The following is a 24,559-nucleotide window of genomic DNA, read 5'->3' on the forward strand; positions in this document are numbered from 1 at the left end:
CACACCGGCGAAGTCCGCGCTGTGACCGGCCTGCCCTGGCTGGAGACAGGGTGGTCGCGCTGTGGACGGACAACGGCAGCCCGGACTACGCTTCCGCCACCGGGCCCCGCCCATCCGTTCAAAGGACGACAAGATGAAGAATCCGATCCGCGGTTGGCTGTGCCTGCTCGCTGTGCTGCCGCTGGCCGTCTTCGCCCAGTCCGGCCCGACCGGCCGCTGGAAGACCATCGACGACGAGACCGGGCGCGCCAAATCGATCGTGGAGATCCGCCAGCTCGACGATGGCTCGCTGTCGGGGACGGTGGTCGAGATCCTGCAGTCCGACCGCGGTCCGAACCCGACCTGCGACCGCTGCACCGGTGCCAACAAGGACAAGCCGATCCGCGGGATGACCATCCTGTGGGGCCTGCGCGCGGACGGCAGCAATGCCTGGGCGGGCGGCACCATCCTCGACCCGGCCAAGGGCAAGACCTATCGCTCCAAAGCGCAGCTGATCGACAACAACCGCCTGGGCGTCTCCGGCTGCGTGGCCTTCATCTGCCGCGAGCAGGTCTGGCAGCGCGAGTAACCGACGCCAGGCGCATCCTCCGAAACGGCCCGGCACATGCCGGGCCGTTGCTGTTTCCAGGAGCGCGCGCGTCGCCTGCCCTGTCCGCGCGCCGGCCCTGCCGGGTCCGCATGCGATAATCGGCCGCCTCTCGCACCGATCCTGTCCATGCCGCGCAACGCCCTCGTCACCACCGCCCTGCCCTACGCCAACGGCCCGCTGCACCTGGGCCATCTGGTCGGCTATATCCAGGCCGACATCTGGGTGCGGGCACGGCGCCTTGCCGGTGACGTGGTCCGCTTCGTCTGCGCCGACGACACCCATGGCACGCCGATCATGCTTGCGGCGGAGAAGGCAGGCGTCACCCCGGAAGCCTTCATCGCCGGGATCCAGGCCGGCCACGAGGCCGACTTCGCCGCCTTCGGTGTCGCCTTCGATCATTACGATTCGACCCACTCCACCACCAACCGGGCGCTGACCGAACGGTTCTACACGCGCCTGGATGCTGCCGGCCACATCAGCCGCCGCTCGGTCGCGCAGTTCTACGACCCGGCCAAGGGCATGTTCCTGCCCGACCGCTACATCAAGGGCATCTGCCCGAACTGCAGCGCGGCCGACCAGTACGGTGACAACTGCGAAGTCTGCGGCGCGGCCTACTCGCCCACCGACCTGAAGGAACCGCGCTCGGTGCTGTCGGGCGTGGCGCCGGAGCTGCGTGACTCCGAACACTTCTTCTTCGAGGTGGGCCACTTCGAGCCGTTCCTGCGCGAATGGCTTGCCGGCGACGTCGCGCTGCCCGGCGTCAAGGCCAAGCTGATGGAATGGCTGGACGCCGAAGGCGGCCTGCGCGCATGGGACATCTCCCGCGACGCGCCCTACTTCGGTTTCGAGATCCCGGGACATCCCGGCAAGTACTTCTACGTGTGGCTGGATGCGCCGATCGGCTATCTGTCGAGCTACAAGGCGCTGTGCGAGCGCAATGGCGAGGATTTCGAGCGCGTCCTCGAGCGCGGTTCCGATATCGAGCTGCATCACTTCATCGGCAAGGACATCGTGAACTTCCACGGGCTGTTCTGGCCCGCGGTGCTGCACGGCGCCGGCCACCGCGCGCCGACGCGGCTGCATGTCAACGGCTACCTGACCGTCGACGGCGCCAAGATGTCGAAGTCGCGCGGCACCTTCGTGATGGCGCGCACCTACCTCGAGAGTGGCCTGGAGCCCGAGGCGTTGCGTTACTACTTCGCGGCCAAGTCGTCCGGCGGCGTCGACGACCTCGACCTCAACCTCGGCGACTTCGTCGCGCGGGTCAACGCGGACCTGGTTGGCAAGTTCGTCAACCTCGCCAGCCGCTGCGCAGGCTTCATCCACAAGCGTTTCGATGGCCGCCTGGCCGGTGAACTTCCCGACCCCGCGCAGTACGCACGTTTCGTTGCAGCGCTCGCGCCGATCCGCGATGCCTACGCGCGCAACGACCCGGCCAGCGCGATCCGCCAGACCATGGCGCTTGCCGACGAGGCCAACCGCTACATCGACGAGCGCAAGCCGTGGGTGATCGCCAAGCAGGAAGGCGCCGATGCAGAACTGCAGGCGGTCTGCACCCAGGGCCTCAACCTGTTCCGCGTGCTGGCGGGTGCGCTCAAGCCGATCCTGCCGCGCACCACGGGTGAGGCCGAAGCCTTCCTGTCCGCACCGGTCGCCGGGTGGGACGAACTCGCCCAGCCATTGCGCGACCACGTCATCCAGCCGTACACGCCACTGTTCACCCGCATCGACCCCAAGCTCATCGACACCATGACCGAAGCCTCCCGCGACACCCTCAACCCGCCCGCGGCACCTGCCGCCGCGAAGCAGGCCGTTACCGCGGAAGCCCCCGCTGCCGCGCCGACGACGGCCGCAGCGCCGGCTCCCGCAGCCACACCCACCATCGGCATCGACGACTTCGCGAAGCTCGACCTGCGCATCGGCAAGGTGCTGGCCTGCGAGTTCGTGGAAGGCTCCGACAAGCTGTTGCGCTTCGAACTCGACGCCGGCGAGCTCGGCACCCGGCAGATCTTCTCCGGCATCCGCGCAAGCTATGGCGAACCTGACCAGCTGGTCGGCCGCAACGTGGTGTTCATCGCCAACCTCGCCCCGCGCAAGATGCGCTTCGGCCTGAGCGAAGGGATGATCCTGTCCGCCGGCTTCGATGCCGGCGCACTGGCGCTGCTGTCGGCCGACGAAGCCGCCGCGCCCGGCATGCCGGTGCGCTGAGTCGCGACGCCATGGATGGCCCGACGCGCCATCTGGCGCTGTTCGACTTCGACCACACCGTCACCCACTGCGATACCTATTCGCGATTCCTGCGTCGCGTCGCCACGCCGGAGCAGCTGGCAGGCGCGCGCTGGGCGATCGGGCCCTGGCTGCTCGGCTACAGGGCCGGGCTGGTGTCCGCCGCGGCGATCCGTCGCCGGGTGACGCGCTTCGCCTTCGCCGGGCGTGACGCCGGTGAGATCGCTGCGCTGGCCGAAGCCTATGCCCGCGAGGAACTGCCGGGACTGGTGCGGCCGGAGGCGCTGCAGCGCATCGAATGGCATCGCGCGCAGGGCCATACCCTGGTGCTGGTTTCGGCCTCGCTGGACCTGTATCTCGTCCCCTGGTGCGTGACATACGGATTCGACGTCGTCTGCAACCGTCTCGAAGAAGTGGACGGTCGCCTCACCGGTCGTTACCAGCCCGACGATTGCGGCCCGCACAAGGTGCGCGAGATCCGGGCCCGTTTCGATCCCACCGCGTTCGAGCGCGTATACGCCTACGGCGACAGCCGCGAGGATCGGCCGATGCTGGCACTCGCGCATGAACGCTGGTACCGCGGCCGGCGTATCGCCTGATCCACGACTGTCGCGGCCCGGGCCAGCGGCGATAATGCCTGCACCGCCGCACTGCCCCGTCCATGTCCACTTCCGTTCCGCTCGTCGAACGCCTCGATCGCCTGCTGCCGCAGACCCAGTGCGGCCAGTGCGGCTTCGACGGCTGTCGCCCGTACGCGGATGCGATGGCGCGGGGCGAGGCGGAGATCGATCGCTGTCCGCCGGGAGGCGATGCCGGCGCACGCGCGCTTGCGCATGCCACCGGGCGCGCGCCGCGACCCTATGACCGCGGCCGCGGGCTGCACAAGCCGCCGCTGGTGGCGCTGGTCGTGGAAGCCGACTGCATCGGCTGCACCAAATGCATCAAGGCCTGCCCGGTCGACGCCATCATCGGTGGCGCCAAGCGCATGCACGTGGTGATCGAACCGCTGTGCACCGGCTGCGAACTCTGCGTGCCGGTGTGTCCGGTGGACTGCATCGAACTGCTGCCTGTGGCCGGCGACGCGCGTGCCGCGACCTCTCAGGCCGACGCGTCGACGAGCCCGGCGTCACGCAATACCGCAAGCGCATCGTCGAGCCCGTTGCCGTAGCGCTTCCAGCGCCCGATCGAGGTCGCGTAGATCGGCGAACGCACCTGCACCAGGCTGGCGGTGGCGACCGGCGCCGCGTTCTTCTCGAAGGCGAGGCAGGCGTCGTCCCATGCCAGGCCGCAATGGTCGAGCAGCCGGCGCGTCTGCGCTTCCTGGTCGCGCACGACATCCTCGTAGCGGACCTCGAGGATGCGACCGGGCAGGCGTTCGTGCCAGAACGCCATCAGGCGGTGGAACAGCACGTAGTAGCGTGCGGTGTCCACAAGGTCGAACGAGTAGTCGTAGTACGGCGATGACAGGGCGAACAGCTGCCGGAAGTTGCCGAGCGTCGTGTCCATCGGATCGCGTCGCAGGCAGATGAGCGGCGCGTCCGGCAGCGCACGGGCAATGAATCCGGCGTAGAGGAAGTTGTGGGGCAGCTTGTCGATGAAATGCGCGGTGCTGCCGGTGAGCGGACGCGTGCTTTCGATGTAGTGCCGTCCCAGCTCCGCCGGGTCCACGCCTGCCGCTCGCGCCAGCGTGTCCTCGTCGAGCATCCGCGACGTGGTGCTTGCCGACAGCCGCTTGAGCACCACGCCGAAGTTCTGCAACTCGCCGGCGGAAGCGACCTCGGAGTGGCTGGACAGGATCCGCTCGACCAGCGTGGTCCCGGAGCGCGGCATGCCGAGGATGAAGAACGGCTCGCGGCTGGCGTGGCCGGGACGCTCGGGCACGGCATCGAACCCGCGCCGCACGGCGTCGAAAATGCGCTCGTCGCGACGGATGTCGTAGTCGAGCGTCTGCCGCCATGCGCCCTTGCCCGCGCGCAGGTGCTGCAGCGAACGCGCGTGCTCGCCGAGGTCCGACAACTCCTTCTCCAGCGCGAGGTTGACGTAGAGCCGGCCTGCGGGTTCCTCCGCGGTGGCCAGCAGCGACAGCAACCGTTCCACGTGGTTGCCGTCGGGGCGCTGGCGCCGCAGCTGCGACAGCGCCAGATGCGCCTTCCAGTAGCGCGGATCCAGCGCGAGGCAGGCCTCGTACTCGCGCTCGGCGGCATCGAGGTCGCCAACGAACATCAGTGCCGTCGCCAGGTTGAAGCGCATGTTCGCGGCGCGCGGCTGCAGCTGCACCGCCCGCATGAACATCGACGCCGCGCGTGCATAGGCGTTGCACTGGCTGAACACCACGCCGAGCGTATCGAGCGTCACCGGGTCCGACGGGCCCAGCGCGACCGCGCGTTCGGCAGCTTGCAGTCCCTCGCGTGTCGCCCGCGCTGTCGCCAGCACCCGGGCCAGCTGGGCGAGGTAATCGGGGCGCGTGGGGCTCAGGCGCACCGCGCGCTGCAGGTGCGCGTGCGCGCGGCGGTTGTCCGCCAGATGCAGCGCGGCCACCCCGGCGACGAAGTGCACGCCACCGTGGTCGTCGCACTGCGGCAGCAGCGAAGACGCGAGCCCGTAGGCCCGCGTCCAGTCGCTGCGGTTCAGCGCGTCGACCGCCTGCCGGTACAGCGCTGCCGGGTCGGGCAGGCTCAAGGCGCGGCCACCTCCACCCGTTCCACGGTGTATCCACGCTGCCGCAGCTTGTGGACCACGCCGTCCTCGCCGAGCAGGTGCAGCGCGCCCACCGCGACCAGGCTGTCGCCGGGCTGCTTGAACAACGCTTCGATCTTCGGCAGCCAGGCGTCGTTGCGGGCGACGTTGATGCGGTGATAGAGCGCCGGGTACTCCGTGCGCATGCTCACCGCCATCTCGTTCCACAGCGTGCGCTCGTCGCCCTCGCGCCAGGCGCCATGCAGCTTGTCCAGCTCCCGCGCACCCTTCTCGCCACTCGACTCCAGTGCTTCGCGCAGGAATTGCAGCTGCTCGGGGCGGTGCATGCCATCGAGGAAGGCGATCTGCGCCTCGCCCGTTTCCAGACCGCGGGTCTCCTTGCCGGCCTGTGCCGCGCGTTGCGCGAGGTGGCTGTCGAGGCCGAGCGAGGGATCGAGGCCGTGGCCGGTCATCTCGACCAGGGTGACCGTCAACGCGATGAACCACGGCTCGAACATCTGCACGCTCTGCGCAGTCAGCCCCAGCGGCTGCACCCGTGCGGCGTTGCCGGCCAGCCAGGTCTGCAGCGCCTTCGCAGTCTCGGACGGCAGCTCGCTGTCGAGCAGCGTGCCATCGGTGCGCATCCCGGCCTGGGCCATCTTCAGGCCGAGCGTGGGCGAGTTCATTTCAGCCGGGTCGAGTTCGAGCACCAGCCGTTGTGACGCCTCGAGTGCCGCATCGACCTCCGCTGCGACCGGGTAGTCGTCGGGCCGCAGCAGGTGGAAGGTGCCGAGCAGGTAAACGGCGTCGTCGCCCCTGCTCGCCTTCCACAGCAACGGAACCGGTGGCGCCTTTGTCGCGGTGGCCGCGGCAGGCGTCGGCACCGGCTGCGCAGGTGCGCCTCCGGCAACCACGGCACCCAGCAGCGCCAATACGGCAAACGATGTCTTCAGGTTCATGCGATGTCCTTTCGATGGAGAGTTCAGAGCACCTCGCCCGGATACGCCTGCTCGCCCGCTTCGATCGCCAGCCGCAGGCGATTACCCGGCGGCGGCAGCGGACAGGTGGCGTGGCGGGTGTAGGCGCAGGGCGGGTTGTAGGCGCGGTTGAAGTCGAGCACGAGCTCGCCACTGGCGTCGTCGGGGCGTGGCGCATCCAGGTAGCGTCCGGCCCCGTAGCTGCCATGGCCGCTGGTGCCGTCGGCGAACATCACCAGCAGGCTGTCGCCGCCATCGACGGCTTCGAGCCGCCAGGCCTGGCCATCGCGTTCGAACTCCACCGCGCCCGGGTTTGGCATCGCTTCCACCTGGCCGAGGATGTTGACGATGTCGAGCGTCTGTCCCGGCGGATGCGGCAGCCATTTCGCCTGCATCCTCCACGATGGATCCGGCGACCAGAAACGCAGGCCGGCGAAACGCAGGCGCGCCGGCGCGTCGAGGTGGCGCACACGCAGTGCACGCCGGCCGCCGCGCTCGATCAGCGTCAGCTCGCCTCGGCCGGCGTCGAAGCCGATCCGGGTGGGCGCTTCATCATGGTCCGGCCGCAACCGCGTGCGCCCGCGCAGCGGCGCCCCATCCACGGTGAGGGCGACGTCGCGCTCCGGCGTGATGTGGACCTGCCCCGCCTCCTGCTGCACCAGCGCCAGCCGTGGCGGCCCGATGCCGAGGTTGATCCCCGCGCGCGGGCCGTTGCCGATGTAGTGCGCCTTGAGCTCGAGCCAGTGCAGGCCGACCAGCGTGGTCCAGCCATCGTCGGCCTGCAGCGCGCGCGCGCGTTCCAGCCGCCACTGCTGCTCTGCATGCAGGTAGGCGGGGTCGATCGTCGCGGGACCGCCGCCATACCCCTCGTCGCCCGTGCAGCCGGCCAGCAACACCAGCAACGCCATGCCCAGCCAGCGCCATGTCATGGGTCGTTCCCCGTCGTTCCGCATCAGCGTCCCCGCATGAACCAGCGATCGATCTCCGGGAGAGTAAAGCGTGCCCAGGTCGGACGCCCATGATTGCACTGGCCCGAACGTTCGGTTTCTTCCATCTGCCGCAGCAGCGCGTTCATCTCGGGCACCGTGAGCCGGCGGTTGGCACGCACCGAACCATGGCAGGCCATCGTCGAGAGCAGCTCGTCGCGTGCGCCGCTGACGCGGCGGCTGTGTCCGTGTTCGCGCAGGTCGGCCAGCACGTCGCGCAACAAGGCCTCGGTGTCGCCCTGCGCGAGCAGCGCCGGCACGCCACGCAGCAGCAGCGACTGCGGCCCGGCCCGCGAGACGTCGAAGCCCAGCTCCGACAGCACCGCAGCCTCGCGCTCGGCAACCTCGGCCTCGCGCTCGGCGACGGCCACGGTCTGTGGCACCAGCAGCGGCTGCATGCGCAGGCCCTCGCTGTCGTGCGCGGCCTTCAGCTTCTCGTAGCCGATGCGCTCATGCGCTGCATGCATGTCGACGACGATCAGGCCATCGGCCGCCTGGCTCAGGATGTAGATGCCATGCAGCTGCGCCAGGGCGAAGCCGAGCGGCGGAATGCCGCGCTCGTCGGCGTCGGGCATCGCGTGTCCAACGACCACGCCGCCATCTGCGGCGGCCGGGGTCGCCCCGTACAGCGCTGCGTAGCCTGCGCGCAGTTCGTCGACGCGCAGCGCCAGGTGCGATTGTTCGCGCGGCTGCCCGCTGCCGGTCCAGGACGCGGCGAATGCTGAAGCCGCCGATGGTTCCGGCGACGAGGCGTCCGACGTCACTGCCGCCCCGAGGCCGGCACGCGTTTCGGCCAGGGCCCCCTGCAGCGTGCGGTAGACGAACTCGTGCAGCAGGCGGCCGTCGCGGAATCGCACCTCGTGCTTGGCCGGATGCACGTTGACGTCCACGCGCGTGGGGTCGAGCTCCAGGAACAGCACATACGCAGGCTGGCGCCCGTGGTACATCACGTCCGCGTACGCCTGCTTGACCGCATGGCTGATGCTGCGGTCGCGCACCGCGCGGCCGTTGACGTAGAGATGCTGCTGGTCGGCACTGGCACGCGAATAGGCCGGGCGCGCGATCCAGCCCGACAGGCGCAGCCCCGCGGCGCTGTGGTCAATCCGCAGCGCCTGCCGCGCGAACTCCGCGCCCAGTGTTTCTTCCAGCCGTCCGTCCTCGAACAGCGAGCCGCCACCTCGATAACGTCGCAGTGGCTTGCCGTTGTGGGCGATGCGCAGCTCGACGTCGGGGCGCGCCAGCGCCAGCGAACGCAGCCAGTCCTCGACATGGCCGAGCTCGGTGCGCTCGGCGCGCAGGAACTTGCGCCGCGCCGGCACGTTGTAGAACAGGTCGCGCACCTCGACCGTGGTGCCGGTCGGGTGCGCCTTCGGTTCCAGCGCGCCCAGTTGCCCGCCCTCGACCGCAAGCGCGCTGGCATGCGCGGCATCGACGGTGCGCGAGACCAGCAGGAAGCGGCTCACCGACGCGATCGACGGCAGCGCCTCGCCACGGAAGCCCAGCGTGGCCACCGCCTCGAGGTCGTCGAGCGATGCGATCTTGCTGGTGGCGTGGCGCGAGACCGCGAGCGGAAGCTCGTCGGGCGGAATGCCGCCGCCGTCGTCGCGCACGCGGATCAGCCGCACGCCGCCTTCTTCGAGTTCGATGTCGACCCGACCCGCACCGGCGTCCAGCGCGTTCTCGACCAGTTCCTTGACCACGGACGCCGGGCGTTCGACGACCTCGCCGGCGGCGATCTGGTTGGCGAGGGTCTCGGGCAACTGGCGGATGCGCACGACGTCTGCTGCAGCGGATCAGCCGCGATGATAGCGGCTGCAACCATGCGTCGCTGGCGCGCGGGCCGTCAGCGCGTCAGGGGCTGCCGCCCTGGCCGCTGTTGCCCGCCACGGCGGCCGCCGCCCGCGCGGCGTACAGGGTGCCCGGCGGCGGCTGGTTGGAGAAATAGGTGTTCACGCCGTCGAGCACGGCACGCGCAACGGTGGACTGGAAGCGCGGATCGATCAGCCGCTGCTCTTCCTCGGCGTTGGACAGGAACGCGGTCTCGACCAGCATCGCCGGCATGTCGGAGGTGCGCAGCACGGCGAAGTTCGCCCGCTCGATATGCGGCTTGTGGTTGTTGCCGATCCGCTTGAGCCCGGCGAGCACGTGCTGGCCGGCGTCCTCGGAGGCCTTCATCTGCCCGCTCTGGGTGAGATCGAGCAGGACCGAGGCCAGCGTGCCGTCGGCCTCCTGCAGGCGCACGCCGCCGATGAGGTCGGCCGCGTTTTCCTTGTCGGCCAGCCAGCGCGCGCGCTGCGACGACGCCCCGCGCAGCGACAGCACATACACCGACGAACCCTTCGCATTGCGGTTGGGCGCGGCATCGGCGTGGATGGAGATGAACATGTCCGCGCCGGCCTGGCGCGCGAGCTGGGTGCGCCGGTTGAGCGGCAGGAACTGGTCGCGGTCGCGCGTCAGGTAGGACTTGAGGCCCGGCGTTGCATCCACCTGCCGCGCAAGTTCGCGGGCGATGGCCAGGGTGATGTCCTTCTCGCGCTGTCCGGTGGGACCGACCGCGCCCGGGTCCTGGCCACCGTGGCCGGCGTCGATGGCGATGACCAGCGGACGCGTACCCGCTGCACTGATGGCCTGGTTGAGTGGCGGCACCGGGGTGACGCTGGCGGTCTGTGGCGCACGCGCCTGATGCGGCTGTTGCTGTGGCGGCGTTGCCGGCGGGGTGGCCGGACGCGCCGGCGGCGGCGATGCGGCGGCCACCTGCGTTGAGGAAGTTGCTGGAGGCGTGGCGCGGGATGCGGCGATTTCGGAAATCAGGCGCGAGGTCGCGGCACTCGAGGCGGCGAGGTCACCGGCACTTGCGGGCGCCGGCGTCGGAGCGGTTGATGACGGCACGGCGCCACGAGCAGATCCGGGCTGCGCACTCCCGGCGATCAGCCGCGAGGTCGCGGCGTTGGAGGCCGCCACCGGATCGGGCGTCGGCACCACGACTGCAGGCCCCGGGGCCGCGCCGGATGCCGCCACCGCGGCGGCAACCGCCGGACCGGAGACGACGTCGCCATCGTCCGGCCACTCCAGCACCAGGCGCACGCCATTGGCGGCGGGCTCGAATCGCGGCTTGAGCGCCACCACCGGCTGGTGCAGGTCGAACACGATGCGGCTGGTACCAGGCTGCGGCTGGCCACTGCGGACCGCCTTCACCAGGCCCGTCGGCGCGGGCAACCGCAGGTTGCGGGGCAGCGTGGTACCGGGCAGGTCGACCACCAGCCGATGCGGGTCGGCCAGGTTCAGCGTGCGGAATTCCACCTCGGCGGGCAGCACCAGCTCCGCACGGGTTCCGGTGGCACCGGCGGCGAGCTGGACGCCGCCGACTTCGCCGGCCTTGGCCACGACGCTCCAGACGAGGCCGGCCAGAAGGGCCAACCCCAACAGAAGTTCCTGGATTCGAGCTCCCCGGGCGCGCATGGACCGTAGTCAAGCACCAGCCGGTTTTGTTTGCAAGATGTTTTCCCTTATGAATCCGCCACCTGCCGCCCCTTCCTGCGCAGGTGGTTCAGGAAACCGTCACAACTTCACCATCACGGAGCCGGTCGACCCACTCGCGTCCCTTCGCCGAGCAGGCTTCGATGCGGAGCGCCCGACCCTGCGCCGCCAGCGCCAGGTGCATCGCCAGATCGGCCGGCGGCAGCGCGCCGGCGCCACGCTGTGGCCACTCGACCAGCCACAACGCGCCACCCGCCTCGTCGAGACCGAGAAATTCCAGCTCACCCGGATCACCGATGCGGTACAGATCGAGGTGCAGCGCTTCGCCGCCGCTGGCCAGCGGGTAGCGCTCGACCAGCGTGTACGTCGGACTGCGTACGGTGCCCTCCACACCGAGGCGCCTCAGCCACGCGCGCGCCAGGGTCGACTTGCCGGCACCGAGGTCGCCGTGCAGGTGGACCACCGCGCCATCGCGCGGTTGCGAATCCGCCAGCCGCCAGGCCAGCGCTTCGGTCGCGGCGGCATCGTCCAGCTGCAACTCGTAAGTGCTTCCGGTGTTCACGGATTCGCACCCTCGCGCAGATACGGAAAGAGGTCGGACGGCAGCAGGCCACGTTCGCCCCCGCCGGCCGCAGCACGATCGCCCGCGCGTGCATGCAGCAGCGCGCCCGCGGTCGCCGCCTCGAATGGCTGCATGCCCTGCGCACGCAATGCCGCCACGCAGCCGGTCAGGACATCGCCCATGCCACCCACCGCCATGCCGGGATTTCCCGCGGCGATCAGACGCGTCATGCGATCCGGCGCGGCAACCAGGCTGCCGGCACCCTTGAGGATCACGCAGCACCGGTAGCGCCCCACCAGGGCCTGCACTGCGGCATGGCGGTCGCGCTGCACGCGGGCGACATCGCATCCAAGCAGACGTGCGGCCTCACCCGGATGCGGGGTCAGGATCGTCTCCGCCGGAAGGCGATCACCGCGGCAGGCAAGCAGGTTGAGCGCGTCGGCGTCGAATACCAGGGCGTGCTGGCCCGCGAGCGCGGACGTATACAGCGACTCGCCCCAGCCGGCAGTGCCCAGGCCCGGACCCAGCGCAACCACGGTTGCGGCGTCGAGCAATGGTTGCAATGCGGATGCGTCGTCGACGACGTGCGGCATCGCTTCCGGCCGACGCGCCAGCATGGGCCCCACGTGCATGGCGCGCGTCGCCACGCTGACCAGGCCGGCGCCGCAACGCAGCGCCGCCTCGGCAGCGAGCAGCACCGCCCCACCCTTGCCATGGTCGCCACCGACGCACAGCACGTGGCCGGCGTTCCCTTTGTGGCTGTCACGCGCGCGCGGAGGGAACCACCCGGTCAGCGCAGCGACTGCGAACCACTGCGCATCGGCGCGCACGCCGGCGAGCACCGCCGGGGAAACATCCAGCGTATCGAGCAGCCGTTCACCGGCGTGGTCGAGCGCGGGGCCGGTCTGCAGCCCGAGGTGCGCGCCGAGGAACTGCAACGTGACGGTCGCCCGCACCGCCGCGCCATGCACGTCGCCGCTGCCGGCATCCACGCCGCTGGGCACGTCGAGAGCAAGCACCGGTGCAGCCAGCGCATTGATCGCGTCCAGCAATGCCGTGACGCCATCGTCCGGTGCGCGCGCGAGGCCGATACCGAATACCGCATCCACCACCAGATCGCACAACGGCAAGGCGCCATCCGCGACTCCGACGACGCCTCCGGCGGCCATGAAGGCCTGCGCGGCGCGTTGCGCCAGCACACTGCTGGGGGCGTGCTGGGGCGCGTGCCGTACGCGCACCTCACAGCCGGCCTGCAATGCATGGCGGGCGACGACGTATCCATCGCCACCGTTGTTGCCGGGGCCGCAGACGACGAGCACCCGTCGCGCCTGCGGCCAGCGCCGGCGCGCGGTGCGCCAGGCCGCGGCCCCGGCGCGTTCCATCAACACGGAGCCATCGCCGCCGGCCTCCTCGATCGCGGCCTGCTCCAGCATCCGCAGCGCGGCATTCACGTACAGGAAACCGGACGCGCCGGGTGCGGAATCGCTCATGGGCGCGATTCTATACTTCAGCAGTGAACACACCCGCGCCCCGTACGCCCGACGTCGACGCCACCGCACTCGCCGCGCACATCCGCGAGCTGGCGCGCGATGCGGGCTTCCAGCGCATGGGCATCAGCGGCATCGAGCTCGGCGAGGACGAAGCACACCTGCGCTCGTGGCTGGCCGAAGGCCTGTACGGCACGATGGACTGGATGGCGCGCCACGGCGAGCGTCGCGCGCGCCCCGCGGAGCTGGTGCCGGGCACGTTGCGGGTGATCTCGGTCGGCCTCGACTACGGCCGCGACGACCATGCCGAAAGCTGGCGCACGCTTGCCGACGGACGCCGCGCCTACGTCGCCCGCTACGCCCTCGGCCGCGACTACCACAAGCTGATGCGCAACCGCCTGCAGAAGCTCGCCGACCGCGTTGCCGAGCTGGTGGGACCGTTCGGACATCGGGTGTTCGTCGATTCAGCGCCGGTGCTCGAACGCGCACTGGCACGCAATGCCGGCCTCGGCTGGATCGGCAAGCACACCTGCCTGATCGACCGCGACGGCGGTTCGTGGTTCTTCCTCGGCGAGATCTACGTCGACCTGCCACTGCCGGTGGACCCGCCCGCCACGGCGCACTGCGGCACCTGCACGCGCTGCATCGATATCTGCCCGACCGGTGCGATCGTCGCGCCGCAGCGGCTGGATGCGCGCCGCTGCATCAGCTACCTGACCATCGAGCACGACGGTGCGATCCCCGAACCACTGCGCGCGCCGATCGGCAACCGCATTTTCGGCTGCGACGACTGCCAGCTCGTGTGCCCGTGGAACAAGTTCGCCCGGCGCCACGACGAGCCCGATTTCCGCGCACGCAACAACCTCGACACCGCGACGCTGGCGGAACTGTTCGCCTGGACGGAGGAGGAGTTCCTGCAGCGCACCGAAGGCTCGGCCATCCGGCGCAGCGGGCACCGACGTTGGCTGCGCAATATCGCCGTGGCCCTGGGCAACGCGCCGACCACGGCGGAAACGCTCGACGCACTGCGCTCACGCAAGGATTCGGGCGATGCGCTGGTGGACGAACACGTGGACTGGGCGCTACGGCGGCACGGGGCGTAGCCGACCCGACATTCGTCCGTAGCCGGCAGGGCGCGTGCGTCGCAGATCGCTTCGTCTACATGCGGCGACCCGCATCGACGTACCACCGGCGCCCTGGTCGCCTGTGGCTCAACGCCGCGCGGCGATCTCCGCCAGCAGCGCACGCGTCACCGGATCTTCCACCCGCGCAGGTTCGCCCTTCACCGCCGGCAGGAGTTCCCCGGCAATGCGCTTGCCCAGTTCCACGCCCCACTGGTCGAACGCGTTGATGCCCCACAGCACCGACTGCAGGTAGACGCTGTGTTCGTACAGCGCGATCAACGCACCCAGCGAACGCGGCGTCAGCGCATCCAGCAGCAACAGTGTCGACGGCCGGTTGCCGGGATAGCGCTTCTGCGCATCATCGGCCGCATGGCCGTTCGCCAGTGCTTCGGTCTGCGCCAGCAGGTTGGACAGCAGCGCGGCGTGGTTCTCGGCGTACGGATGGTCGGGCCGCACGACGCCGATGAAGTCCGCGGGCACGGTCTGGGTACCCTGGTGCAGCGCCTGGAAGAAACTGTGCTGCGAATTGGTGCCGGCACCGCCCCACAGCACCGGCACGGTGTCGACGTCGGCCGGTTCGCCATCGGGCGTGACGGACTTGCCGAGGCTTTCCATCACCAGTTGCTGCAGGTAGGCCGGCAGCAGTGCGAGGCGTTCGTCGTAGGGCAGCACGGCATGGGTCGGCAGCCCAAGGCCGTTGCGGTTCCACACCGCCGCCAGGGCATGCAGCACCGGCAGGTTGGCCTCGAGCGGAGCCTCGAGCACATGCGCGTCCATCTCCGCGGCGCCGGCCAGCAGTGCCTCGAAGCCGTCCATGCCGATGGCCAGCGCGATCGAGAAACCGACCGCCGACCACAGCGAATAGCGCCCGCCCACCCAGTCCCACATCGGCAGCACGCGCGTGGGATCGACACCGAACGCCTGTGCCTTCTCGACGTTGGCGCTGACCGCATGGAGACGTTCGCTACCGCCCAGCCAGTCGCGCAGGATGGCGCCGTTGAGCAGGGTTTCCTGGGTGCCGAAGCTCTTCGACACCAGGATCGCCGCAGTCTTCGCCGGGTCCAGTCCGCGCAGGCGATGGAACGCGTCGCTGCCGTCGACATTGGTCAGGAAGTGCACGCGGAAACGCCCGCTGTGCGCATCCTTGAGTGCATCGACCACCAGCCGCGGACCGAGATCGGAACCGCCAATGCCGACGTTGACGATATCGGTGACGTCCGACGCCGCCAGTGCATCCACCATCGCCGCCATGCGCGACCGTGCCTCACGCGCCTGCGCATGCGCATCACGGGCCACCGGCGTGGCGCCAAGCGCCGAGCGCAATGCGGTGTGCAGGGCCGGACGCTGTTCGGAGGCGTTGACCATTGCGCCGTCGAACAGCGCACGCAGTGCCTGCGGCAGTCCGGCCTCAGTGGCCAGCGCGTGCAGCGCGGCCAGTGCCTGCGCATCGAAGCGCTGGCGGGCGAAGTTGGCGTACAGCGGGCCGACGCGCAGCGACAGCGTGGTCGCGCGGGCCGGATCGGCGCCGACCAGCCCGGTGATGCGGGTGTCGGCGAGCCGGCGCGCATGCGGCGCCAGCGCCTGCTGAAGCCGCCGCGCCGCCGCCGACATCAGGCCGCCTGCGCCGGGATCGACTCGTTGGTGTGCGTCATCCGGTTCTGCCGGTCCACATACACCAGGCTCGGCCTGAACGCCGCCGCTTCGGCCTCGTCGCAGGCGCCATAGGCGCAGATGATGACGAGGTCGCCACAGGCCGCCTTGTGCGCGGCGGCGCCGTTGACCGAAATGATGCCGCTGCCAGCCTCGGCTCGGATCGCATAGGTCGCGAAGCGCTCGCCGTTGTTGATGTTGTAGATCTCGATGCGCTCGTACTCGCGGATGCCCGACAGGTCGAGCAGGTCCCCGTCGATCGCGCAGGAGCCTTCGTAGTGCAGCTCCGCGTGGGTGACGGTGGCACGGTGGATCTTGGCTTTGAGCAGGGTCAGTTGCATGGCATCGGCCCGCGGAAACGGGAGTTGCGGGACGTGGGGTCCGCGAAGGGCGCCAGTATATGCACCCCCTGCCGCATCGCAACAAAACGGTCGCGGGGGTTCAGCCGCCGCTGCCGAACTGGAGATTGTCGATCAGCCGTGTCGTGCCGAGGCGCGCCGCCACCAGCGCCACTCGCGGGCCGTGACCATCGGTGGGCACAGCGAGCGCGGGGGTACGGATCACCACGTAGTCCACCTCGAATCCGCCGGCGGTGAGCGCCTGGTGCGCGGCGGCCTCGATCGCATCGCGCGGCTCGCCGGCCAGGCTGCGCTCGCGCATGCGCTGCAGGGTGGCGTGGATCAACGGCGCCGCGGCGCGTTGCGCCGGCGACAGGTACTGGTTGCGCGAACTCAGCGCGAGGCCGTCGGCGTCGCGCACGATGGTGCCGGGCAGCAGCTCCAGCGGAAAGGCCAGGTCGCGCACGAGGTGGCGGATCACCGCAAGCTGCTGGTAGTCCTTGAGCCCGAACGCGGCAACGTCCGGCTGCACCTGCAGGAACAGCCGCGACACCACCGTCGCCACGCCGTCGAAGTGGCCGGGTCGCCGCTTCCCCTCCAGCACCTCCGTCACTCCCGGCACCGACATGCGCACCGCGTTGTCGACACCGAGCGGATACATCGTGTCCACCGACGGCGCCCACATCAGGTCGCAGCCGGCGGCCGCGAGCCCTTCGGCGTCGGCGTCCGGAGTGCGTGGATAGCGGGCGAAATCCTCGTTCGGACCGAACTGGGTGGGATTCACGAACACGCTCGCCACGACGCGATCGGCATGCGCGCGGGCGAGGCGCACCAGAGAATGGTGGCCCGCGTGCAGGTTGCCCATCGTCGGCACCAGCCCGACGCGCAGGCCTTCGCGTTTCCAGTTGCCGACGCGGTCACGCAGCGTGGCGAGGTCGTTGACGATGTCGATCATCTCGGGGGCGATCATCCGGTCGGGGTCGGCGATTCTTGCAGATCGCGCGGCACGGGCTTGCTCGTGGCTGGATCGACGCGGCAACCATGCGCATCGTGCGGACATGCGCAGCAGCGTGCGCCCGAAGCTGCATCGCCTCATTCGTGGGGGGGCGAGCGTGTGTCGCGCTGCCCGATCGGCGCACCTCCGCGGCAATCCGCGGAGGCTTCCACTACTTGTACGAGTGTTCGGCGCCGGGAAAGCTGCCCTCGCGCACCGCGGCGACATACGCCTGCACGGCGCCGGCAACCGAGCCACCCTCGGCGAGGAAGTCCTTGACGAAGCGCGGGCGGCGATGGCCACTGTCGAGGCCGAGCAGGTCGTGCAGCACCAGCACCTGGCCGTCGCAATCGGCGCCGGCGCCGATGCCGATCGTCGGCACCGCGCTCGCCGCGGTGATGGTGGCGGCCAACGGGGCCGGCACACCCTCGAGCACGATGAGCGCAACGCCGGCTTCGGCCACCTGTCGCGCTTCCTCGCGCAGGCGTTCCGCGGCCGCGGCCTCGCGGCCCTGCACCTTGAAGCCGCCCATCCGCAGCACCGCCTGCGGGGTGAGCCCAAGATGCGCGCAGACCGGGATTTCGCGCTCGACCAGGAAGCGGATGACCTCGAGCTTGGGGCCCGCGCCTTCCAGCTTGACCATGCCCGCGCCGGCCTGCAGCAGCCGCGTCGAGGCGTCCAGCGCGCGCTCCGGCGTGGCGTCGGCCTGGAACGACAGGTCGGCCACCAGCAATGCACGGCGGATCGCCCGCGCCACGCAGGCGGTGTGATAGACCATGTCGTCGACGGTCACCGGCAGCGTCGAGCCGTGGCCCTGCACCACCATGCCGAGCGAGTCGCCGACCAGCAGCAGGTCGACGCCGTTGGCATCGAGCACGCGCGCGAAACCGGCGTCGTACGCGGTGAGCATCGTGAGCCTGCGGCCCGCGCTGCGCGCGGCCAACAGGTCGGGAACGGTGATCGGCTTGTCCATGCCCCGAGTGTAGCTCCGCGGGGTTACAGCCGCCTGTCGCTGCGGTCGTGGCTGTCGTCCAGGCGCACCACTCCGGCCTCGTCGACGCCCGCCAACAGGTCACGGGCGGGCCCCAGGCCCGGGATCGCTGCATCCGGCCACACGTCAAGCAGCGGCCGCAGCGCGAAGGCGCGCTCGTGCAGGTGCGGGTGCGGCACCCGCAGGCCGGGCGTGTCGATGCGGCGCGCGCCGTACAGCAGCAGGTCGAGGTCGAGCAGGCGCGGCCCCCAGCGCAACGCCGGATCGTCGGCGCGCACCCGGCCGTGCCCGGCTTCGATGCGCAGCAGCGCCTCCAGCAGTACGTCGGGCGCGAGCCGGGTGTGCAGCCGCGCGACGGCGTTCACGAAGGGCGGCTGGTCCTGCCTCCCCCAGGCGGCGCTTCGATACAGCGGGGACGCCGCCAGCAGGCGGGTCCCGGGCAACGCCGCCAGCGCATCGAAGGCACTGCGTAACGTGGCCACCGGATCACCGAGGTTGGCGCCCAGGCCGATCGCGGCCTCGCAACCGGGCGACCGATCGCAGTCCGACGGTGCCGACACGTGGGCCGCTAACCCGCGTCCGCGGACGCCGGCCGACGCCGCCGGCGACGCCGTTTGCGCGGTTCCCCCGCATCGCCCTCGCCCTCGCCCTCGACCGTCGGCGGGTGCGCGGCGATCGCATGATCGGGATCGCGCTGTGCCTCGCGCCAGAACTCGACATCCTCGGCGTGGCTCCCGGACGCCGCATCACGCAGCACCAGGAAGTCGAACGCGGCGCGGAAGCGCGGATGCGCGAGCGTGCGCATCACCCGCTTGCGCTGGCGCAGCGGCAGGCGGGTCTGCAGCAACCAGATCTCCTGCATCGGCAGCGAAAAGCGGCGCGGCAGCGCGACGGTGCCGAGCTGGTGCAGCGTGACCCGGTCGGCGGCGCGGCGCTGGGCCTCCGCGGCATGGGTACCGGCCGCCTGCAGGCCGATCAGCGCATGGCAGTACGCGGGCCACAGCAGCAGTGCGAACAGGAACGCCGGCGACACCGGCTCGTCCGCCGCCACCCGCGCGTCGGTGTTGCGCAGGCCTTCGAGGATGAACTCGCGCAGCACGCCACTGCGGTTGCGTGCGAGGGCGTCGGCGCTTTCCGGGAACAGGATCGGCAGCAGCCCGTGCGCCTCGAGGCCGAGGAAGCTGGCCTCGCCGCGCCCCGAGAGGAACAGCTTCAGGCATTCCTCGAACAGCCGTGCCGGCGCGGCCTCGCGCAGCAGCGGGGCCAGCACTGCGATGGGAGCGGCGGTGGCCGGATCGATGCTGAAATCGAGCTTCGCCGCCAGCCGCACCGCACGCAGCATCCGTACCGGATCCTCGCGGTAACGCTGCTCGGGATCGCCGATCAGCTTGAGCACGCGGTTCTGCACGTCCTCGAAACCGCCGGTGTAGTCGCGCACCGAGAAGTCCTCGATCGCGTAATAGAGCGCGTTGGCGGTGAAGTCGCGACGGATCGCGTCCTCCTCGATGGTGCCGTAGACGTTGTCGCGCAGCAGGCGGCCACCCTCGTGCGTCTCGCGGTCGCCGCTGCCGTCATCGGCGTTCGAGCGGAACGTGGCCACTTCGACGATCTCGCGGCCGAACACCACGTGGGCGAGGCGGAAGCGGCGGCCGATCAACCGCGAGTTGCGGAACAGCGCGCGCACCTCGTCCGGCGTCGCATCGGTCGCGATGTCGAAATCCTTGGGCTGCAGGCCGATCAGCAGGTCGCGGACCGCGCCGCCGACCAGGAAGGCGCCATGCCCGGCCTCGCGCAGGCGGTAGAGCACGCGCAGCGCGCCTGGGCTGATGGCCTTGCGGGAGATCGGATGGTGCTCCCGCGCAATGGTGTGCAACACGGGCACGGGAAGGGGCGCGGGGATGGAATCGGGGGTCTGGGTCATCAAGTGCTTCTGGAAAAAGGTCCGCGAAGTTCTCTCCGGCGGACGCGGGGACGACACAACAGCGTCCGTGTGTTGCTATACTAGCAAGCTGCACGGGGCATCCGCTTCGTGCAGGCCGGTCGTCCAGCCGGTGGCCCTCGCGGCCGACATCGCTCCCTTCGTCTAGAGGCCTAGGACGTGGCCCTCTCAAGGCTAAAACACGGGTTCGAATCCCGTAGGGAGCGCCATCTTCGAAAGCCCGCGTCGCAGGACGCGGGCTTTCTTCTTTATACGCGCGCGGATGCGAACCGCTCGCACCGCCAGTCGGGCACGTGGCTTAAACTTGTCGGCCTGGCTGTCGTATCGCCCCGAGGAACTCCATGCCTTTCGTCGTCACCGAGAACTGCATCAAGTGCAAGTACACCGACTGCGTCGAGGTGTGCCCGGTCGACTGTTTCCACGAAGGCCCGAATTTCCTGGTGATCGATCCGGACGAGTGCATCGACTGCACCCTGTGCGAGCCGGAGTGCCCGATCAACGCGATCTATCCGGAGGACGACGTCCCCGCCGGGCAGGAGCACTTCGTGGCATTGAATGCCGAACTGTCGCGCGACTGGCCGGTGATCACCACCCGCAAGGAACCGCCGGCGGACGCCAAGGACTGGGAAGGCAAGCCCGACAAGCTGCCGCTGCTCGAGCGCTGAGTCCGGCCACTGCACGCGATCGCCGTGCGGGGCCGACCCGTCCTGATCACGACAACGGAAAGAGAAAAGGCCGCGCATGCGCGGCCTTTTCCGTTATGGGGCGACAGCGCCGCTGCCGGATCGCGGCTTCAGCCACGACCTGGCAACGGCCGCTGCATCAGCCGCGAACCGAAGGCCGCTGGGCGCTGCGCCCGTCGGTGCGCGTGCCACGGCCCTGGCGCGGGCCGGCGTGTGCATGCGCACCCCGCTCCTGTGGCTTGCCATGCGCGCGATGCGCCGGCTTGCGCGCAGCTCCACCCGGGGCACGTCCGCCGCCGCCACGCTTGGCCGACTGCAGCGGGCCGTCGAGGCGGATCGGCTGCGTCGGCGCATAGCCTTCGACCTCCACCATCGAGATGTCGGCTTTGAGCATGCGCTGGATCTGCCGCAGCAGGATGGCCTCGTCGGCCGAGACCAGCGACAGCGCCTCACCCGTCGCGCCGTTGCGGCCGGTACGGCCGATGCGGTGCACGTAGTCCTCGGCGACCATAGGCAGGTCGTGGTTGATCACCAGCGGCAGGTTCGGGATGTCGAGTCCGCGCGCGGCGACGTCGGTGGCCACCAGGATGCGCGCCTTGCCCGACTTGAACTGGTCCAGCGCCTTCTGGCGCTGCGCCTGGCTCTTGTTGCCGTGGATCGCCACCGCCGGCAGGCCCGCCGTTTCCAGCTGCTCAGCGAGACGGTTGCAGCCATGCTTGGTCTTGCCGAACACCAGCACGCGGTCGGTGTGACGCCGGCTGAGGATTTCGATCAGCAGGTCGCGCTTGCGGCCGGAATCGACCGGGTGCGCGCGGTGCACGATGGTGTCGGCGATGACGTTGTTCGACGTCACCTGCACCTGCTGCGGATTGCGCATGATCTCCAGCGCCAGTGCACGGATGCGCGGTTCGAAGGTGGCCGAGAACAGCAGCGTCTGCCGCTGCGACGGCACCTTGGCGAGGATGCGCTTCATGCTCGGCAGGAAGCCCATGTCGAGCATGCGATCGGCTTCATCGAGCACCAGCACCTCGATGGCATCGAGCTTGGCGTGGCCGGACTGCATGTGGTCGAGCAGGCGGCCCGGGCAGGCGACCAGCACGTCGACGCCGCGGCGCAGGTTCTCGATCTGCGGCTGCATGCCGACGCCACCGAACAGCGTGGTCACATTGAGGCGCAGGTGGCGGCTGTATGCCTTGATGCTGTCGGCCACCTGCACCGCGAGCTCGCGGGTCGGCACCAGGATCAGCGCGCGCGGCTTGCGCGGGCCCTTGGGCGGGGTTTCCTTGGCCAGGCGCTGCAGCAGCGGCAGGCCGAACGCGGCGGTCTTGCCGGTACCGGTCTGGGCGCCGCCCAGCAGGTCGTGGCCGGCCAGCACCAGCGGGATCGCCTGCGCCTGGATCGGGGTCGGCGTGGTGTAGCCGGTTTCGGCCAGGGCACGCAGCAGCGCGGGCGAAAGCCCGAGGGTTTCGAATTGCATGGATGTCTCCTTGACGCATCGCGCGCCCGGCCGGAGTTTTCCGGCGTCATGGCGCACGAAGTCCGTCCCCGCGCTATCCAGAACCGCGCTGCGGGCGACGTGATGACGGCACGGACGTTTCCGTGTCGTGTCTGCGCGAGGAAGGACGTGCGGGATAGAGACCGGGCGCGGAGGCCGCGGCGGGCATACCAGGATCGTCACTGTTCGAGAGCGGTTCGCGCTCGAGAGCAGGAGCAGCCGTATCGCAGAACGGGTCGGATTCTACGGCAAACCGGCGGGCAGCGCGCGGCCCGGCCGCGACCGGTTCATAAACGCGCAGATGGCATCGTGCTGACGCCCGCCGATCGATACTGCCCGCCGGGTGTGCTGTGCCACGATGCATGCACTGCATCGCGGGGAGACGGACATGGCAGACCGGCGACGCCAGGCGCGAGGTGCGCCGTCCTTGCCGCACGGCCTGACCGCGTCCACCCGGGCCCGCTGATGGAACACGGCGACGTCACCCACCAGCTGGTGCAGATGGTCGTCCTGCTGGGGGCGGCGGTGCTGGCGGTTGCGCTGTTCCGCCGCCTCGGGCTGGGCTCGGTCCTGGGTTACCTCTCCGCCGGGCTGCTGATCGGGCCGTTCGGACTTGCGCTCTTCGCCGATCCGCAAGCCATCCTGCATGTCGCGGAACTCGGCGTGGTGATGTTCCTGTTCGTGATCGGTCTGGAGATGCGCCCTTCGCACCTGTGGGGCCTGCGCCGGCAGATCTTCGGCCTGGGGTCGCTGCAGATCGCCACCTGCAGCGCCGTGCTGACCGTGGTCGCCTGGTCGTTCGGGTTTCCGCCGGCGACGGCCTTCGTGGGCGCGACGGGGTTCGTGCTGACGTCGACCGCCATCGTCATGCAGGCGCTGGCCGAACGCGGCGACATCGCCACCCGGCGCGGGCAGAAGATGGTGTCGGTGCTGCTGTTCGAGGACCTCCTGATCGTCCCGCTGCTGGCACTGGTGGCGCTGATGTCGCCATTGCCGGACGACCATGCCGCCGGCTCGCGCGGCGTCGCGGCGCTCGTGGCCCTGCTGTCGCTGGCCGGCCTGGTGGTGGCGGGCCTGTACCTGCTCAACCCGCTGTTCCGCCTGCTGGCCCGCGCCGGCGCGCGCGAGGTCATGACCGCCGCCGCGCTGCTGGTGGTGCTCGGTGCCGCGCTGCTGATGGACATGGGCGGGCTGTCCACGGCCACCGGGGCGTTCCTTGCCGGGGTGCTGCTGTCGGAATCCACCTTCCGCCACCAGCTCGAGGCCGACATCGAGCCCTTTCGCGGGCTCCTGCTCGGCCTGTTCTTCGTTGCGGTCGGGATGTCGCTGGACCTCGCCGTGGTCGCGGCGAACTGGGCGCTCATCGCGATGCTGGTCCCGGCGATGATGGCGGCCAAGGCCGCGTGCATCTATGCGGTCGCCCGCGTGACGAGAGCCCCGCACGACGAGGCGCTGGACCGCGCGACGCTCATGGCACAGGGCGGCGAGTTCGCGTTCGTGCTGTATGCGGCGGCGCAGTCGTCGGGTGTGATCGGCGGCGCCGCGAATGCCAACTTCACTGCGGTGGTGGTGCTGTCGATGGCACTGACGCCGCTGGTGGTAGTGCTGCTACGGCAGTTCCATCGCCGCGCCGCGCCCTCCCTCGCCGGCGTGGAAGAAGTGCACGACCAGCATGGCGCCGTGCTGATCATCGGATTCGGACGCTTCGGGCAGGTCATGAGCCAGGCCCTGCTTGCGCGCGATGTCGACGTCACCATCATCGATGCCGACGTCGACAGGATCCGCAACGCGACGGAATTCGGTTTCAAGGTGTATTACGGCGACGGCACGCGCCTGGACGTGCTCCACGCGTCGGGCGCCGCGCAGGCGCGCGCGATCGCGGTCTGTATCGACGACCGCAAGGCCGCGACCCGGATCGCCGAACTCGTTCGCCACGCCTTTCCGCAGGCGCGCCTGCTGGTGCGATCCTACGATCGCCGGCATTCGCTCGAGCTCACCGCGACAGGCGTGGACTACCAGATCCGCGAAACCTTCGAGTCGGCGTTGCGCTTCGGCGAGGTGGCGTTGCGCGAGCTTGGCGTGGATGCCGACGAGGCCGCGGCGGTCAGCGCCGAAGTCCGCAAGCTGGACGAAGAGCGCTTCGAACTGGAAATCGCCGGTGGCGGGGACGTGCGCGCGGGCATGCGCGCGGTCCGCAGGAACGTGCCTGCCGCGCCGAAGCCGACGCCCTTCACCACTCCGAGGCGTCCGGGTCGCGTGCTGGGCCCCGTGACCGTGGAGCCGGCATCGAAAGGCGATCACACCACGCCACCAGCGGGCCCGGAGCCGTCCTGAGCGGAAGCGTGCATCTGCGAGGCGATCGTGC

General features: G+C 70.0%; 20 protein-coding genes, 1 tRNA gene and 1 pseudogene. 8 read left to right on the plus strand and 14 right to left on the minus strand.

Going from position 1 to position 24,559, the window contains the following annotated elements; translation table 11 throughout:
- Positions 1-133: 133 nt before the first annotated feature.
- From E5843_RS08985 to rnfB, 4 genes and pseudogenes are all read left to right on the plus strand, one after another.
- Positions 134-568 carry a DUF2147 domain-containing protein gene (locus E5843_RS08985; protein WP_134673653.1) on the plus strand — a complete coding sequence of 145 codons (435 nt, stop codon included), beginning with the start codon at positions 134-136 and terminating at the stop codon, positions 566-568.
- A gap of 147 nt (positions 569-715) precedes the next feature.
- Entirely contained in the window at positions 716-2,797 is a 2,082-nt protein-coding gene (gene metG / locus E5843_RS08990) for a methionine--tRNA ligase (RefSeq protein WP_141065930.1), read from the plus strand.
- A gap of 11 nt (positions 2,798-2,808) precedes the next feature.
- Positions 2,809-3,414 carry an HAD family hydrolase gene (locus E5843_RS08995; RefSeq protein WP_136412459.1) on the plus strand — a complete coding sequence of 202 codons (606 nt, stop codon included), beginning with the start codon at positions 2,809-2,811 and terminating at the stop codon, positions 3,412-3,414.
- A 62-nt stretch (positions 3,415-3,476) separates the two neighbouring features.
- A pseudogene (gene rnfB, locus E5843_RS09000) lies at positions 3,477-3,884 on the plus strand (Rnf electron transport complex subunit RnfB); the annotation flags it as partial.
- 29 nt (positions 3,885-3,913) lie between these two features.
- Here rnfB and E5843_RS09005 read toward each other — a convergent pair.
- From E5843_RS09005 to E5843_RS14400, 7 genes are all read right to left on the minus strand, one after another.
- Entirely contained in the window at positions 3,914-5,494 is a 1,581-nt protein-coding gene (locus E5843_RS09005) for a tetratricopeptide repeat-containing sulfotransferase family protein (protein WP_244240757.1), read from the minus strand.
- Positions 5,491-6,450, minus strand: coding sequence for a TraB/GumN family protein (locus E5843_RS09010; protein ID WP_141065931.1), 960 nt, complete (start codon positions 6,448-6,450; stop codon positions 5,491-5,493). The genes E5843_RS09005 and E5843_RS09010 overlap by 4 nt, the downstream gene beginning before the upstream one ends.
- A gap of 23 nt (positions 6,451-6,473) precedes the next feature.
- Positions 6,474-7,397: a DUF1684 domain-containing protein gene (locus E5843_RS09015; protein ID WP_136412461.1), complete on the minus strand. Its 924-nt coding sequence runs from the start codon at positions 7,395-7,397 to the stop codon at positions 6,474-6,476.
- A 23-nt stretch (positions 7,398-7,420) separates the two neighbouring features.
- Positions 7,421-9,229: a DNA mismatch repair endonuclease MutL gene (gene mutL / locus E5843_RS09020; protein WP_141065932.1), complete on the minus strand. Its 1,809-nt coding sequence runs from the start codon at positions 9,227-9,229 to the stop codon at positions 7,421-7,423.
- A 76-nt stretch (positions 9,230-9,305) separates the two neighbouring features.
- Positions 9,306-10,913, minus strand: a complete 1,608-nt coding sequence (locus tag E5843_RS09025) for an N-acetylmuramoyl-L-alanine amidase (protein WP_136412463.1) — start codon at positions 10,911-10,913, stop codon at positions 9,306-9,308.
- 88 nt (positions 10,914-11,001) lie between these two features.
- Positions 11,002-11,493, minus strand: coding sequence for a tRNA (adenosine(37)-N6)-threonylcarbamoyltransferase complex ATPase subunit type 1 TsaE (gene tsaE / locus E5843_RS14395; protein WP_244240758.1), 492 nt, complete (start codon positions 11,491-11,493; stop codon positions 11,002-11,004).
- Entirely contained in the window at positions 11,490-12,983 is a 1,494-nt protein-coding gene (locus E5843_RS14400) for an NAD(P)H-hydrate dehydratase (protein WP_425480713.1), read from the minus strand. Before E5843_RS14400 ends, tsaE begins: the two co-directional genes overlap by 4 nt.
- Before the next feature lie 23 nt (positions 12,984-13,006).
- Here E5843_RS14400 and queG point away from each other — a divergent pair, with 23 nt between their 5' ends.
- Complete coding sequence (gene queG, locus E5843_RS09040) at positions 13,007-14,083, plus strand: tRNA epoxyqueuosine(34) reductase QueG (RefSeq protein WP_136412466.1); 1,077 nt, start codon at positions 13,007-13,009, stop codon at positions 14,081-14,083.
- A 108-nt stretch (positions 14,084-14,191) separates the two neighbouring features.
- On the opposite strand, the gene pgi is transcribed toward queG, so the two are convergent.
- The 6 genes from pgi to pcnB all read right to left on the minus strand — a co-directional run bounded on the left by pgi (position 14,192) and on the right by pcnB (position 19,998).
- Positions 14,192-15,715 carry a glucose-6-phosphate isomerase gene (pgi, locus tag E5843_RS09045; RefSeq protein WP_136412467.1) on the minus strand — a complete coding sequence of 508 codons (1,524 nt, stop codon included), beginning with the start codon at positions 15,713-15,715 and terminating at the stop codon, positions 14,192-14,194.
- Positions 15,715-16,095: an aspartate 1-decarboxylase gene (gene panD, locus E5843_RS09050; RefSeq protein WP_136412468.1), complete on the minus strand. Its 381-nt coding sequence runs from the start codon at positions 16,093-16,095 to the stop codon at positions 15,715-15,717. Before panD ends, pgi begins: the two co-directional genes overlap by 1 nt.
- A 100-nt stretch (positions 16,096-16,195) precedes the next feature.
- Complete coding sequence (panC, locus tag E5843_RS09055; RefSeq protein WP_136413077.1) at positions 16,196-17,047, minus strand: pantoate--beta-alanine ligase; 852 nt, start codon at positions 17,045-17,047, stop codon at positions 16,196-16,198.
- A 211-nt stretch (positions 17,048-17,258) separates the two neighbouring features.
- The gene (gene panB, locus E5843_RS09060; protein WP_141065933.1) at positions 17,259-18,059 is read right to left on the minus strand and encodes a 3-methyl-2-oxobutanoate hydroxymethyltransferase; all 801 of its coding nucleotides are present in this window, start codon (positions 18,057-18,059) and stop codon (positions 17,259-17,261) included.
- 23 nt (positions 18,060-18,082) lie between these two features.
- The gene (gene folK, locus E5843_RS09065; RefSeq protein ID WP_136412469.1) at positions 18,083-18,637 is read right to left on the minus strand and encodes a 2-amino-4-hydroxy-6-hydroxymethyldihydropteridine diphosphokinase; all 555 of its coding nucleotides are present in this window, start codon (positions 18,635-18,637) and stop codon (positions 18,083-18,085) included.
- Between the two features lie 8 nt (positions 18,638-18,645).
- On the minus strand, positions 18,646-19,998 hold the full coding sequence (gene pcnB, locus E5843_RS09070) for a polynucleotide adenylyltransferase PcnB (protein WP_141065934.1): 1,353 nt from the start codon (positions 19,996-19,998) through the stop codon (positions 18,646-18,648).
- A 151-nt stretch (positions 19,999-20,149) separates the two neighbouring features.
- Between pcnB and E5843_RS09075 the strand changes: the two genes are divergently transcribed.
- Both E5843_RS09075 and fdxA read left to right on the plus strand, forming a co-directional pair.
- A tRNA-Glu gene (locus tag E5843_RS09075) sits at positions 20,150-20,225 on the plus strand.
- Positions 20,226-20,357: 132 nt separating this feature from the next.
- Positions 20,358-20,681: a ferredoxin FdxA gene (gene fdxA / locus E5843_RS09080; protein ID WP_100322374.1), complete on the plus strand. Its 324-nt coding sequence runs from the start codon at positions 20,358-20,360 to the stop codon at positions 20,679-20,681.
- A gap of 157 nt (positions 20,682-20,838) precedes the next feature.
- On the opposite strand, the gene E5843_RS09085 is transcribed toward fdxA, so the two are convergent.
- The gene (locus E5843_RS09085) at positions 20,839-22,176 is read right to left on the minus strand and encodes a DEAD/DEAH box helicase (protein ID WP_141065935.1); all 1,338 of its coding nucleotides are present in this window, start codon (positions 22,174-22,176) and stop codon (positions 20,839-20,841) included.
- 483 nt (positions 22,177-22,659) lie between these two features.
- On the opposite strand from E5843_RS09085, the gene E5843_RS09090 reads away from it, so the two are divergent.
- Positions 22,660-24,528, plus strand: coding sequence for a monovalent cation:proton antiporter-2 (CPA2) family protein (locus E5843_RS09090; RefSeq protein WP_141065936.1), 1,869 nt, complete (start codon positions 22,660-22,662; stop codon positions 24,526-24,528).
- Positions 24,529-24,559: the final 31 nt, after the last annotated feature.

The organism is Luteimonas yindakuii (assembly GCF_004803715.2).
Lineage (GTDB): Bacteria > Pseudomonadota > Gammaproteobacteria > Xanthomonadales > Xanthomonadaceae > Luteimonas > Luteimonas yindakuii.

Bases quoted from the DNA above. Each gene is read 5' to 3' on its own strand.
- E5843_RS08985 (WP_134673653.1), top strand. From the start codon at position 134: ATGAAGAATCCGATCCGCGGTTGGCTGTGCCTGCTCGCTGTGCTGCCG.
- metG (WP_141065930.1), top strand. From the start codon at position 716: ATGCCGCGCAACGCCCTCGTCACCACCGCCCTGCCCTACGCCAACGGC.
- E5843_RS08995 (WP_136412459.1), top strand. From the start codon at position 2,809: ATGGATGGCCCGACGCGCCATCTGGCGCTGTTCGACTTCGACCACACC.
- E5843_RS09010 (WP_141065931.1), bottom strand. From the start codon at position 6,450: ATGAACCTGAAGACATCGTTTGCCGTATTGGCGCTGCTGGGTGCCGTG.
- E5843_RS09015 (WP_136412461.1), bottom strand. From the start codon at position 7,397: ATGACATGGCGCTGGCTGGGCATGGCGTTGCTGGTGTTGCTGGCCGGC.
- E5843_RS09025 (WP_136412463.1), bottom strand. From the start codon at position 10,913: ATGCGCGCCCGGGGAGCTCGAATCCAGGAACTTCTGTTGGGGTTGGCC.
- E5843_RS14400 (WP_425480713.1), bottom strand. From the start codon at position 12,983: ATGAGCGATTCCGCACCCGGCGCGTCCGGTTTCCTGTACGTGAATGCC.
- pgi (WP_136412467.1), bottom strand. From the start codon at position 15,715: ATGTCGGCGGCGGCGCGGCGGCTTCAGCAGGCGCTGGCGCCGCATGCG.
- panD (WP_136412468.1), bottom strand. From the start codon at position 16,095: ATGCAACTGACCCTGCTCAAAGCCAAGATCCACCGTGCCACCGTCACC.
- panC (WP_136413077.1), bottom strand. From the start codon at position 17,047: ATGATCGACATCGTCAACGACCTCGCCACGCTGCGTGACCGCGTCGGC.
- panB (WP_141065933.1), bottom strand. From the start codon at position 18,059: ATGGACAAGCCGATCACCGTTCCCGACCTGTTGGCCGCGCGCAGCGCG.
- pcnB (WP_141065934.1), bottom strand. From the start codon at position 19,998: ATGACCCAGACCCCCGATTCCATCCCCGCGCCCCTTCCCGTGCCCGTG.
- fdxA (WP_100322374.1), top strand. From the start codon at position 20,358: ATGCCTTTCGTCGTCACCGAGAACTGCATCAAGTGCAAGTACACCGAC.
- E5843_RS09085 (WP_141065935.1), bottom strand. From the start codon at position 22,176: ATGCAATTCGAAACCCTCGGGCTTTCGCCCGCGCTGCTGCGTGCCCTG.
- E5843_RS09090 (WP_141065936.1), top strand. From the start codon at position 22,660: ATGGAACACGGCGACGTCACCCACCAGCTGGTGCAGATGGTCGTCCTG.